General features: G+C 66.7%; 12 protein-coding genes. 8 read left to right on the top strand and 4 right to left on the bottom strand.

The genetic code is table 11. From position 1 onward, the window contains the following. From napA to QMB55_RS11845, 5 genes are all read left to right on the top strand, one after another. A partial coding sequence (gene napA, locus QMB55_RS11825) for a nitrate reductase catalytic subunit NapA (RefSeq protein WP_497588914.1) occupies window positions 1-1934 on the top strand: 1934 nt, incomplete at its 5' end. A 33-nt stretch (window positions 1935-1967) separates the two neighbouring features. Next, a complete protein-coding gene (gene napG, locus QMB55_RS11830; protein ID WP_497588915.1) occupies window positions 1968-2879 on the top strand; it encodes a ferredoxin-type protein NapG in 912 nt (303 codons plus the stop codon). A gap of 2 nt (window positions 2880-2881) precedes the next feature. Further along, on the top strand, window positions 2882-3766 hold the full coding sequence (gene napH, locus QMB55_RS11835; RefSeq protein WP_497588916.1) for a quinol dehydrogenase ferredoxin subunit NapH: 885 nt from the start codon (window positions 2882-2884) through the stop codon (window positions 3764-3766). After that, window positions 3766-4266 carry a nitrate reductase cytochrome c-type subunit gene (locus QMB55_RS11840; protein ID WP_497588917.1) on the top strand — a complete coding sequence of 167 codons (501 nt, stop codon included), beginning with the start codon at window positions 3766-3768 and terminating at the stop codon, window positions 4264-4266. The genes napH and QMB55_RS11840 overlap by 1 nt, the downstream gene beginning before the upstream one ends. Window positions 4267-4282: 16 nt before the next feature. Then, the gene (locus QMB55_RS11845) at window positions 4283-4924 is read left to right on the top strand and encodes a NapC/NirT family cytochrome c (RefSeq protein ID WP_497588918.1); all 642 of its coding nucleotides are present in this window, start codon (window positions 4283-4285) and stop codon (window positions 4922-4924) included. A 111-nt stretch (window positions 4925-5035) separates the two neighbouring features. Here QMB55_RS11845 and QMB55_RS11850 read toward each other — a convergent pair whose 3' ends face one another. Next, a complete protein-coding gene (locus QMB55_RS11850; protein ID WP_497588919.1) occupies window positions 5036-5941 on the bottom strand; it encodes a LysR family transcriptional regulator in 906 nt (301 codons plus the stop codon). A 145-nt stretch (window positions 5942-6086) separates the two neighbouring features. On the opposite strand from QMB55_RS11850, the gene QMB55_RS11855 reads away from it, so the two are divergent. The 3 genes from QMB55_RS11855 to katG all read left to right on the top strand — a co-directional run bounded on the left by QMB55_RS11855 (window position 6087) and on the right by katG (window position 11196). Then, window positions 6087-6494, top strand: a complete 408-nt coding sequence (locus QMB55_RS11855) for a hypothetical protein (RefSeq protein WP_497588920.1) — start codon at window positions 6087-6089, stop codon at window positions 6492-6494. 295 nt (window positions 6495-6789) lie between these two features. Next, complete coding sequence (locus QMB55_RS11860; RefSeq protein ID WP_497588921.1) at window positions 6790-8850, top strand: methyl-accepting chemotaxis protein; 2061 nt, start codon at window positions 6790-6792, stop codon at window positions 8848-8850. Between the two features lie 159 nt (window positions 8851-9009). Continuing rightward, window positions 9010-11196 (top strand): catalase/peroxidase HPI, encoded by a 2187-nt coding sequence (katG, locus tag QMB55_RS11865; RefSeq protein ID WP_497588922.1) that lies wholly within the window; start codon window positions 9010-9012, stop codon window positions 11194-11196. A gap of 102 nt (window positions 11197-11298) precedes the next feature. On the opposite strand, the gene QMB55_RS11870 is transcribed toward katG, so the two are convergent. From QMB55_RS11870 to QMB55_RS11880, 3 genes are all read right to left on the bottom strand, one after another. Beyond that, complete coding sequence (locus tag QMB55_RS11870) at window positions 11299-11730, bottom strand: nuclear transport factor 2 family protein (RefSeq protein ID WP_497588923.1); 432 nt, start codon at window positions 11728-11730, stop codon at window positions 11299-11301. A gap of 27 nt (window positions 11731-11757) precedes the next feature. Next, the gene (locus tag QMB55_RS11875; RefSeq protein WP_497588924.1) at window positions 11758-12519 is read right to left on the bottom strand and encodes an SDR family NAD(P)-dependent oxidoreductase; all 762 of its coding nucleotides are present in this window, start codon (window positions 12517-12519) and stop codon (window positions 11758-11760) included. Window positions 12520-12529: 10 nt separating this feature from the next. Further along, window positions 12530-12645: DUF3833 family protein (locus QMB55_RS11880; protein ID WP_497588925.1), on the bottom strand; the 116-nt coding region annotated here is incomplete at its 5' end.

Here is a 12645-nt window from a genome sequence, read left to right on the forward strand (position 1 = left end):
TCGAGCAGGCCGACGCCTTCGTGCTCTGGGGCTCGAACATGGCCGAGATGCACCCCGTGCTGTGGACGCGCATCACCGACCGCCGCCTGAGCAAGAGCGATGTCCAGGTGCATGTGTTGTCGACCTTCGAGCACCGTAGCTTCGAGCTCTCGGACAACGGCATGATCTTCGTGCCCAACACCGACCTCGCGATCCTCAATTACATCTGCAACCACATCATCAGCTCGGGCAAGGTCAATCAGGACTTCGTCAAGGCCAACGTCAATTTCAAGATCGGCGAGACCGACATCGGCTATGGCCTGCGCCCGGCGCACGCGCTGGAAAAGGACGCCAAGTTCAACGGCTATCCCGGCGCTGACGGCAAACCGAAGAACAACCCCAACGATTCGCGTCCGTCGAACTTCGAGGAATTCAAGAAGTTCGTCTCCGAGTACACGCTGGAAAAAACCGCCAAGCTCTCGGGTGTTCCGGCCGAACGGCTGAAGAAACTCGCCGAGCTGTACGCCGACCCGAAGCGGAAGGTCGTGAGCTTCTGGACCATGGGGTTCAACCAGCACACCCGCGGCACCTGGGTGAACAACATGATCTACAACGTGCACCTTCTGGTCGGCAAGATTTCCGAGCCGGGCAACGGGCCGTTCTCGCTCACCGGCCAGCCCTCGGCCTGCGGCACGGCGCGCGAGGTCGGCACCTTCGCCCACCGCCTGCCGGCGGACATGGTGGTGACCAATCCCGCGCACCGCAAGATCACCGAGGAACTCTGGCAACTGCCGGACGGCACGCTGCCCGGCAACATCGGCCTGCACGCCGTGGCCCAGAGCCGCGCGCTCAAGGACGGCAAGCTCAAGTGCTACTGGACGAGTACCACCAACAACATGCAGGCCGGGCCGAACGTGAACGGCGAGATCTACCCTGGTTGGCGTAATCCGGCGGCTTTTGTCGTCGTCTCCGAGGTCTATCCGACGGTGTCGGCGCTCTCGGCCGACTTGATCCTGCCCTGCGCGATGTGGACCGAGAAGGAGGGCGCCTTCGGCAACGCCGAGCGGCGCACGCAGTTCTGGCGCCAGCAGGTCAAGGCACCGGGCGAGTCGAAGTCCGACCTCTGGCAATACATGGAGTTCGCCAAGCGCTTCAAGGTCGAGGAGGTCTGGCCCGCCGAGCTGATCGCCAAGAAGCCGGAATACAAGGGCAAGACGCTCTTTGACATCCTGTACGCCAACAAGGTGGTCAACAAGTACCCGAAGGCTGAGGTCGCCAAGGTCAACGAGCACGCGATCAAGGGCTACATGAACGACGAGTCCGAGCACTTCGGTTTCTACGTGCAGAAGGGCTTGTTTGAGGAATACGCGCAGTTCGGCCGCGGTCACGCGCACGACCTGGCGCCCTTCGAGGTCTATCACAAGTCGCGCGGCCTGCGCTGGCCGGTGGTCGACGGCAAGGAAACGCTGTGGCGCTTCCGCGAAGGCTACGATCCCTATGTCAAGGCCGGCGAGGGCGTGAAGTTCTACGGCAACAAGGACGGCAAGGCGGTGATCTATGCGCTGCCTTACCAGGATCCGCCCGAGATGCCGGACAAGGACTACGACATGTGGCTGTGTACCGGCCGTGTGCTCGAACACTGGCACACCGGCTCGATGACCCGGCGGGTGCCCGAGCTGCATAAGGCGGTGCCCGAGGCGCAGGTCTTCATGCACCCGGACGACGCCAAAAAGCGCGGGCTGCAGCGCGGCATGGCGGTGAAGGTGATCTCGCGTCGCGGCGAGATGATCGGCCGGATCGAAACGCGCGGCCGCAACAAGCCGCCGGTCGGCCTCGTCTATGTGCCGTTCTTCGACGAGTCGCGCCTCGTGAACAAGCTCACCCTCGACGCCACGTGCCCGATCTCGAAGGAAACCGACTTCAAGAAGTGCGCGGTCAAGGTGGTGCGCGCCTAAGCGCCGCTCCTCATCGTCAGAGCGCCTCACGCCGTGTCCGCCCCGCGCAAGGATTCCGCCGCCCGTCCGGGTTCTCCGGCGGCGGCCGCGCGTCGCCGCTTCCTGAACGGGGTCGCGGCGGCGGCCGGCGGGGCCTGCCTGCTCACGCTCGGCAGCGGGCTCTTTGCCCGCCATGCGCGGGCGCTGCCGGCCGAGGCGATCCGCCCGCCGGGGGCGCTTGCCGAAGACGATTTTCTTGCCGCCTGCGTGCGTTGCGGGCTGTGCGTCCGCGATTGCCCGTACGACACCCTGCGCCTCTCCGACGTCGGTTCGGGCGTGGTCGGCGGCACGCCGTACTTCGTGGCGCGCGAGATTCCCTGCGAGATGTGCGAGGACATTCCTTGCCTCAAGGCCTGCCCGACCGGCGCGCTCGACCGCCAGCTGACCGACATCGGCAAGGCGCGGATGGGCCTTGCGGCCCTCGTTGACCACGAAACCTGCCTCAACTTCCTCGGCCTGCGCTGTGACGTCTGTTACCGCGTCTGCCCGGTGATCGACCAGGCGATCACCCTGGAGAAGATGCACAACCCGCGCTCCGACCGCCACGCGATGCTCTTGCCGACCGTGCATTCGGAACACTGCACGGGCTGCGGCAAATGCGAAAAGGCCTGCGTGCTGCCGCGCGCGGCGATTCGCGTGCTGCCTTACCGGCTGGCGCAGGGCGCCTTGCCCGAGCATTACCGCAAGGGTTGGGAGGAGAAGGCCAAGCACGGCGGCTCCTTGATCGGTGAGCAGGTCGAACTGCCGGTGCGCGGCTTCGACGGGCCGACCAGCACCCGGGTACCGACCGAAATTCCCTCTGCCACGCCCGGCGCGACCCCGGTCGCCCCGAGCGCGCCGGCCACCGCCGGGCAGGGCGTCAAGGGCGGGGCTGGCGGCGCGCTCGATTCGCGCTGGAGGCCGTGAGCATGACGTCCGCGACCCAGCACACGCCTGAGCGCGCGCCTGAAAGCGCGCCTGAAAGCGCCATTCCGCGCGCCTTCTGGCCGCGCCAGAAGTGGCTCCTGCTGCGGCGTCTGGCGCAGGCCCTGGTGCTGCTCGCCTTCCTCTCCGGGCCGTGGTTTGGCGTCTGGGTGCTCAAGGGCAACCTCTCGGCTTCGCTGCTTTTCGATACCGTCCCGCTCACCGACCCCTTCCAGTTCGTGCAGCAACTCGCCGCACGGCATTGGCCCTACACCACGGCGATCACCGGCGCCGTGATCCTGTTGGCTTTTTACCTCCTCGTCGGCGGGCGCGTGTTCTGCAGCTGGGTCTGCCCGGTGAACGTCGTCACCGACGCCGCCGCCTGGAGCCGGCGCCGGCTGGGCATCAAGACCGGGCGCGCGCCCGATTCCAACACCCGCTACTGGCTGCTCGGCGGCGTGCTGATTGCCGCTGCCGTGAGCGGCGCGCTGGTCTGGGAGTGGGTCAATCCCGTCACTTACGTGCAGCGCAGCCTGATCTTCGGCCTCACCGGCGGGGTCTGGCTGGCGCTCGGCATTTTTCTCTACGACCTGCTGGTGGCCGGACGCGGCTGGTGCGGCCACCTCTGCCCGATGGGCGCCTTCTACGGCCTGCTCGGGCGCACGGCGCTGCTGCGCGTCTCGGCGGCCAAACGCTCGGCCTGCAACGATTGCATGGATTGCTTCACCGTCTGCCCCGAGCCGCAGGTCATCCGCCCTGCGCTCAAGCAGGTCGGGCAGCAGAGCCCGATCATCCTTTCCGGCGAATGCACGGCCTGCGGCCGCTGCATCGACGTCTGCGACCTCGAGGTTTTCAAGATGACCCACCGATTTGACCAAAGGAGCGAGTGATGAGAATGAACAACGCGCCGACCCTCCGAACCGCCCGCATCTGGGGTGCCGCCCTGGCCTTCGTCCTCGCGCTCGCCGCCGGGCCGGGGCTCTGGCGCATTGCCGACGCGCAGGCCGCCGACGCAGCGCCGGCCAAGGTGCAGACCCTGCGTGGGGTCGACGTCTCGGCCGCCGACCCTGAAAGCGAAGGGACGCGCTACGGGCGAGACCAGCCGCCCTTGCCGCGCGACTTCGTGCAGCAGCCGCCGCTGATCCCGCACACCATCGAGGGCTACACGGTCGACAAGAACTTCAACAAGTGCCTCGACTGCCACGCCTGGAACCGGGCCAAGGAAACCGGGGCGACCAAAATCTCGCTGACCCACTTCCGCACCCGCGACGGGGTCGAGATGTCCAGCGTCTCGCCGCTACGCTACTTCTGCAGCCAGTGCCACGTGCCGCAGAGCGAGGCCAAGCCGCTCGTTGGCAACACCTTCAAGCCGGGCGCCGGGCTGCGCTGAGGGCAGGGGAGAAACCATGACCGATAACAACGAAAACAAGGGCGCCCTGGCCCGCTTTCTGGCGCGTTGCCGTCATGCCGGCTGGGGCTTCGTGGCGCTGCTCTTCGTCGGCGGCATCGTCTTCTGGGGCGCGTTCAACACCGCCTTCGAAGTGACCAATACCGAGAAGTTCTGCATTTCCTGCCACGAGATGCGCGACAACGTGTACCAGGAGTACCGCAACACCATCCACGCCGCCAACCGCTCGGGCGTACGCGCCACCTGCCCGGACTGCCACGTGCCGCGCGAGTGGTCGTACAAGATCGCGCGCAAGATCCAGGCGTCGAACGAGGTGCTGCACAAGGTGCTCGGCTCGATCGACACGCCCGAGAAATTCGAGGCCAAGCGGCTGCAGCTGGCCAAGAACGAATGGGCGCGGATGAAGAAGAGCGATTCGCGCGAGTGCCGCAACTGCCACAACTTCGAGAGCTTCGACTACACGCTGCAGAACATCCGCGCGGCCAAGATGCACCAGGTCGGCCTCAACGAAGGCCAGACCTGCATCGACTGCCACAAGGGCATCGCGCACAAGCTGCCGCAGGTCGAGCAGGCGGTCGGCGCGCCCAAGGGCGGCGCCATGCCGCAGGAATTCCACCCGCCGGTGGTGGAGAAGAAGTAAGCCCGCGGTAACGCAGTCACCTGCCTGCGCGGCCGTGCGCGGGAAGGTTCAGGGAAAACGACGGGGCGCCTTCTTCGCGCCCCGTCGTTTTTTTCGCGAGGCTTTCCCCGTTCAGCGCAGCGCGAGGTCCTGGCGCAGCTTCGGCACCAGCGCCTTGGCCGTCTTGAGGAAGGCGAGCACCGCCGGGCTGGCTTGCTTGAGGTTGGGCACGGCCAGGCCGACCGAGCGCCGCGCCGGCTGCGCCAGCGGTTTCTTGACCGCGCCCGGGCACATCGCCATGACCTGATCGGAGAGCGCGAGGCTGGCCACGATCGACACCCCCGCGCCGGATTCGACCGTCTTGATGATGGTCAGGATCTGCGAGTAGCGGTGCTGCACGTTGAGGTGCAGGCCCGCCGCTTCGAACAGCTTTTCCACGTGCGCCGTCGCGCCCGCCGCGGTCATGATGAAGGGTAGGTGGCGCAGGTCGGAGAGGTTGATCGACTTCTGCCGGGCGAGCGGGTGGCCCAGGGGCAGCACGGCGACGAGTTGGTCCTCGACCAGCAGCTGGGTGTCGAAACGCTCGTCGGGCAGGACGACGAAGCCGACGTCGACGCGGCGTTCGGCGATCCAGTTGGCGACCACGTCGTCCGGACCCTCGTCGACGTGGATCTCGATCTCCGGGTAATCGCGGCGGTATTGATCGAGGATGCGCGGCAGCAGCAGGAGCGACGACGACGGCCCGAAGGAGCCGATGCGCAGCACGCCGCGGTTGAGCCCGCGCACCGCCGCGACCTCCTGCGCGATGGCTTCCGAGATGCCGAGGATTTCGCGCGCCCGCGCCAGCAGGTTGTGCCCGACCTCGGTCACCTCGATCCCGGCCTTGCTGCGCGAGAGCAGGGTGACGCCCCATTCGCCTTCCAGTTGCTTGAGCGCGTGCGACACCGCCGACTGGCTGATTCCGAGCCGTTCGGCGGCGGCGGTGAAGCCACCGAGGTCAGCGACGAGGACGAAGATTTCGAGCTGGGTGAAGGTCACCTTGAGGCTCCTTTAATACATGAGTGAACGCTTGTTTTTATATGAGTTCGGATAAGTCATAGCATATCCATACGCAGGGAGGGAGTGAACGGATTTCAACGGCTTTCAACGAATTTCTCACCCCCATCTTCGAGGAGACAACATCATGAAAACGAACAACGCGACGAACGGTATTGAACGCCAGGATCATCTGGCCAACCTGCTTCTGGTGCTTTTTTACATCGCTGGCGCGCTGGTCGCCGGGATGCTCTGTTTTGCCAACGGCGATGCCGGCGCGGCGCTGGGCGTGCTCGCGCTCTTCGTCCTGCATGCCCTGGTGATCACCCTCGGCGCGCCGCAGGCCGATCCGCAACCCTGCCTGCAGCGCCGCCGGGTGGCGAATGGTCAACCGACCGCCGTGGCCGCCGAATTGCCGCCGGCCGAGAAACTGGCGACGCGCTCGATGTGCTGGCGTTTCTGGCCGAAAAACAGCCGTGCCAAGGCCGCTTCCGCCACGGCGCACAACTGGAGTTTCTGGCCGCAGAACGGTCACGAGCAAGCGTTTGCCCGCTGAGCGGGCCAGCCCTGCACGCCGCGTTAGGGTCCAACGAGCCCGCGACGCCTGACGTGCAGGTGCGCCCGAAGGCGGTGACGCGGACGTTCACTGTTCACCGCGGACGATCGGCATCCCCCCCCCGCCGCAGTCCCTGAACCACGACGCCGCGCCGCTTTCGGGCTGGACGGGCTGTCGGCCGAACCGGAAGGCCGGCAGCCCGTTGTAGTCTCCACAGGCTTGTCTAGAATGAAGCGGGCCCTGGTTGTGCGGCCCTCTTGTGCTTCTTCTGTCGTCCAAGCCTGCAGGAGTGCCCATGCGCAACAACCAGCCGGTCACCAATGTCGAGCGTTCGTACTCCGATGCGATCGCGATCATTTCGCATACCGACGACAAGGGTCGGATCACCTTCGTCAACGACGATTTCGTCGAGATCAGCGGCTATGTCGCCGACGAACTGATCGGCCAGCCGCACAACATCCTGCGCCACCCGGACATGCCGGCCGAAGCCTTCCGCGACCTCTGGGCGACGGTCAAGGCCGGGCGCCCCTGGGCCGGGGTGGTCAAGAACCGCTGCAAGAACGGTGACCATTACTGGGTGCGCGCTTCGGTGACGCCCAAGGTGGACGGCGGCTACATGTCGGTGCGCGTGCGCCCGAGCCGCGAGGAGATCAGCGCCGCCGAGGCGCTGTACGCGCGCATGCGGCGCGAGCCCAAGCTGCGCCTGCGCGAGGGACAGCTTGCCCAAGCCCGTTTCCTGCGCTGGATCGACGACCTGCGCATCGGTTATCGCCTGGTGCTGGTGATGCTGCCCTTGACCCTGCTGCTGATCGGCGCGCTGCTCAACTGCATGATTTCCTCCGATCGGATCGAGGATGCCTACAGCGCTTACATCGAAAACGATGTGGCGCGCCAGGCCGGCTTCCTCAAGCTGTACGGGCAAGGCCTGCAAATGGGGCAGGCGACGCGCAACGCCATGCTCGATCCGAAGAACCGGCAGGCCTACGACAACTACCAGAGCGCCACGGAGACGTTCGAGAACGTTCTGGTGACGATGCGCGCGCACGACGCTAAATTCGGCAAGAGCGGGTTGCCGGAGAAGATCGCCGCCCTGCGCGTCGAACATAAAAAAACCCAGGAGCAGGTTCTGGCACTGATCCAGGCCGGGCGTCTGGATGAGGCGAAAACCGTCCTCAATACCGAGGAAACGCCGAAGTGGCGCACGATGCGGGACTTGATGCTGGCGGAAATCAAGCGCCAGGACGAGAACGTTCCCGTCGTGCTCGCCGATCTGCATGCTGACGCCGAACGCGCCGAAATGCGCAGCCTGGTGCTCACCGCGCTGGCGCTGGGCCTCGGCGCGTTGCTGTCCGGCCTGATGCTGGCGCGCATTGCCCGGCAGGCGAAGGAAACCGAGCGGCTCGTCGCCGAGGTCGCGGGCGGCAACCTCGCCCAGGTCATCAGCGCCGTGAGCCACGATGAGCTCGGCTCCATCCTGTCCCGCGTCGCCATTCTGCGCAACCGCCTGCACGAGGCGATCAGCCTGATCCAGCAGACGGCGCGGGTGCTGCTGCGCTCGAGCGAGCGCCTGATGGCGGCAAGTAAGGCAACGGTCGACGCCACTCAATCGCAATCGACGTCGATCGCCAGCATCGCCGCCGCCGTCGAGGCGCTTTCGGTGTCGACCGACGCCATGAGCGGCAATGCCAGCGCCGCGCTCGAGTGCGCCGATACGTCGGTGCGGGCCACGCGGCAGAGCGCCGCCACCAGCGCCGAAGCGGCGCGCCACATCGACGCGGCGTCGCGGGTGGTGGCCGATTCCGAACGGCGCATCGCCGAACTGACCTCGACCTCGCAGGAGATCAGCCGCGTCGTGCAGGTGATCCACGAGATCGCCGACCAGACCAACCTCCTGGCGCTCAATGCGGCCATCGAGGCGGCACGGGCCGGCGAGCAAGGGCGCGGCTTCGCGGTGGTGGCCGACGAGGTGCGTCAGCTGGCCGAGCGCACCAGCAATTCGACGCAGGAGATTGGCGCCATGATCCGGCGCATCCAGGAGGTCAGCGCTTCGGTGGCGCGCGACGTGGCGGCGAGCAGTGCCCAGGTCGGCGACGGCGCGCGCAGCGCGGCCGAGGCCGGCGCCATGACCAGCGAAGTCGAGGCCGCCGTCGTCCAGGCGAGCGAGGCGGTGCAGTCGATCCGCGACGCCCTGCTCGACAATGGCGCTTCGGCGCGCGAGATTGCCGGCAACATCGAGCACATCTCCCAGAGCGCCGAGGACAATGCCCAGGTGGCGCAGAACTCCTGGCACGAGGCGCATGAAGTCGGCGTTCTGGCCGACAAACTCAAGGACCTCGCGGGCCAGTTCCGCGCTTGAGCCGCGGTACACGCCACCTCCTGCCTGGGTTTGGGGCGAGGTTTCGGCGCGTATAGCCGTCCGCTATCGGCCGCATCGGATCAATCAATTGGGCAGCGAAGGCGTCGCTCGCTAGGCTAGAAGCGTGTCGGAGAACCGACTGAACCGAGGAGACGAGAGATGACGGACGCAACGAAACACGGCAGCGCGGGCGGGCAATGCCCGGTGATGCATGGCGGGCAAACCTCGGCGGGCGGCGCGGCCCCCTGGTGGCCGAAGGCCCTCAACCTGGACATCCTGCACCAGCACGACCGCAAGACCGATCCGATGGACGCGGATTTCGACTACCGGGCGGCGGTAAAAACGCTCGACGTCGCGGCGCTGAAGGCCGATCTCAAAGCCTTGATGACCGACAGCCAGCCCTGGTGGCCGGCGGACTGGGGCCATTACGGCGGCTTGATGATCCGCATGGCCTGGCATTCGGCCGGGACCTACCGCATCGCCGACGGGCGCGGGGGCGGCGGCACGGGCAATCAGCGCTTTGCCCCGCTCAATTCCTGGCCCGACAACGCCAACCTCGACAAGGCGCGCCGCTTGCTCTGGCCGATCAAGAAGAAGTACGGCAACAAGCTCTCCTGGGCCGACCTGATGATTCTGGCCGGCAACATGGCCTACGAATCGATGGGCCTCAAGACCTTCGGTTTTGCCTTCGGGCGCGAGGACATCTGGCACCCGGAAAAGGACATCTACTGGGGCTCCGAGAAGGAATGGCTGGCGCCGACGGGCAGCGAAGGCAGCCGCTATTCGGGCGAGCGCGAGTTGGAGAACCCGCTTGCGGCGGTGATGATGGGCCTCATCTACGTCAATCCCGAAGGCGTCGACGGCAAGCCCGACCCGCTCAAGACGGCGCAGGACATGCGCACGACCTTCGCCCGCATGGCGATGAACGACGAGGAAACGGTGGCCCTGACCGCCGGCGGCCACACCGTCGGCAAGGCGCACGGCAACGGCAGCGCGGCCAATCTCGGCCCGGCCCCGGAAGGCGCTGAGCTTAACGAACAGGGGCTGGGCTGGAACAACCACAGCACGCGCGGCATCGGCCGCGACACCGTGACGAGCGGCCTCGAAGGCGCGTGGACGACGCACCCGACGCGCTGGAATACCGGCACCGGCGGTTACTTCGATCTGCTTTTCAAGTACGACTGGTGGCTGCAGAAATCGCCGGCCGGCGCGCATCAGTGGGAGCCGATCAACATCGCCGAAGCGGACATGCCGGTCGACGTCGAAGACCCGACGATCCGCAGAAAGCCGATCATGACCGACGCCGACATGGCGCTCAAGTTCGACCCCGAGTACCGCAAGATCGCCGAACGCTTCCGCGCCGACCCGGCGTACTTCTCCGAGACCTTCGCCCGCGCCTGGTTCAAGCTGACGCACCGCGACCTCGGGCCGAAGTCGCGCTACCTCGGCCCGGACGTGCCGGCCGAAGACCTGATCTGGCAAGACCCGATTCCCGCCGGGCGCCGCGATTACGACGTCGCCGCGGTCAAGGCCAAGCTCGCCGCGAGCGGCCTGTCGATCGGCGAGCGGGTCGCCACCGCCTGGGACAGCGCACGCACCTTCCGCGGCTCGGACAAGCGCGGCGGCGCCAACGGCGCGCGCCTCCGGCTCGCGCCGCAGAAGGACTGGGCGGGCAACGAGCCGCAACGCCTCGCCAAGGTGCTGGCCGTCTATGAAAAGATCGCCGCCGAAACGGGCGCCAGCGTCGCCGACGTGATCGTCCTGGCCGGCAACCTCGGTGTCGAAGAGGCGGCGAAGGCGGCGGGCGTTGCGATTGCCGTGCCGTTCGCCCCCGGCCGTGGCGACGCCCTGCCGGCACAGACCGACGTCGATTCCTTCGCGGTGCTCGAACCGCTGGCCGACGGCTTCCGCAACTGGCTCAAGCAGAACTACGCCGTCATGCCCGAGGAGATGCTGCTCGACCGGGCGCAACTCCTGCGCCTGACCGCGCGCGAAATGACCGTTCTGGTTGGCGGCCTGCGCGTACTCGGCGCCAACCATGGCGGCAGCGCCGACGGCGTGTTCACCGAGCGCGTCGGGGTGCTGAGCACCGATTTCTTCGTCGCGCTCACCGACATGGCCTATACCTGGCAGCCCGTGAGCCGCAACCGCTACGAAATCCGCGAGCGTGCGAGCGGCAAGGCCAAGTGGACGGCGTCCCGCGTCGATCTCGTCTTCGGTTCGAACTCGGTGTTGCGCGCCTACGCCGAGGTTTACGCCCAGGACGACAACCGCGAGAAGTTCGTGCGCGATTTCGTCGCCGCCTGGACGAAGGTGATGAACGCCGATCGCTTCGATCTGGCCTGAAGCCTGGAAGGCAGCCCCGCGCGCCCCCGGGCGCGGGGCGTGCCAGCCCGTCGGCCTGTAAGGCGCATCCAGATGCGCCTTACAGGCCTTTTCTTTGGCGCGCTAGTGCGGGCTTGTGCTCAATCGTCTGCGCAGACACCGGAGTACGGCGCCGAGCAGCGGCAGCTTCATGTACAACTCCTCGGCCGCATCCCAGTAGTCGCGGTGGTAATCGATCTTGCCGTCGGCGGCGTACTTCAGATGCGAGACCCCGCGGATGCACTGCGTCTGCCCCCGGCCCCAGCCGCGGGGCTGGAAGCGGAACTCCCAGCTCAGCATGCTCCCATGGGCATCGACGAGCCGCTCGGTGATGACAAAGCGCGGCGCGTCGACCTGCCTGAACATGTGCGCGAAGATGCCCTGAATGGCCGCGACGCCGCGCACCTCGTTGAACGGGTCCTTGAAGTACGCGTCGGCGCTGTAGAACTCCGGCAGATGCCGGAGGCTGTCGGGCGTCAGGCCCTGATAGAAATCGATCAGACGGTCGAGGTCCATTTCAGCTCCATCGTTGCGCGCACCCTTTCAGGTGCCGGTAAAACGTCGGATGAGCGGGAAATACCAGCGGTAGGGCAAACGCGACACGAGCTTCAGCAGGGCCGTGAAGCGCTTGGGGAAGTGGATTTCGAAGTGCCCCGTCGCGAAGCCGCGGATCATGGCGTCCGCCGCGGCGTCGGGCGTCATGAGCGCGGGCATCGCAAACTCGTTTTGCGCCGTCAGCCGCGTCTGAACAAAACCGGGGTTGATGAGCCAGACCCCGATGCCGCGCGGCGCGAGCTCGAGGTGCAGGCATTCGGCGAGATGGATCAGCGCCGCTTTGCCGGGGCCGTAGCACAGGGCTTTCGGCAAGCCCCGGTAACCGGCGACGCTGGCCACCAACGCCAGGCCGCTGCCTTCGGACAGGCTGGGCAGCACGGCGGCGGCCAGCCGGAGCGCGCCCGAGAAATTGACCTCGACGACCGCCTCGGCGCGTGCGAGGTCGAAGGTCTTGACCTGCATCGGGGTGTAATCGCCGGCGAGATACACCACCAGATCGATGCCGCCCCAGGCGGCGAGCAGGCGCCGGTGGGCTTCGGCGATCTGCGCCGCGTCGGTCGCGTCGCAGGGCAGACGCAGCGCGTCGCCGCAGTCGAGCGCGGCCAGTTTCTCCGCCGAGCGGGCCGACAGCGCCAGGCGTGCGCCGCGGCGGGCGAGGGCCTGGGCCAGGGCAGCGCCGATGCCGCTCGAGGCGCCGACGAGCCAGACCCGCCGGCCTTGCCAGTCCTCGATCTTCGGGTTCATCGCCATGGGGGCCGCCTTAGCGCTTGACGAAGGTCAGGGTCACTTCGCCGAGCTTGAAGCCCCACTTCGACATGGAGGAGCGGTTGAGCATCACCTTGTCGTCCATCAGGAACATCCAGTCGTCGAAATCGA

Origin of the sequence: Propionivibrio sp. (assembly GCF_041441355.1) — a bacterium.
Taxonomy (GTDB): domain Bacteria; phylum Pseudomonadota; class Gammaproteobacteria; order Burkholderiales; family Rhodocyclaceae; genus Propionivibrio.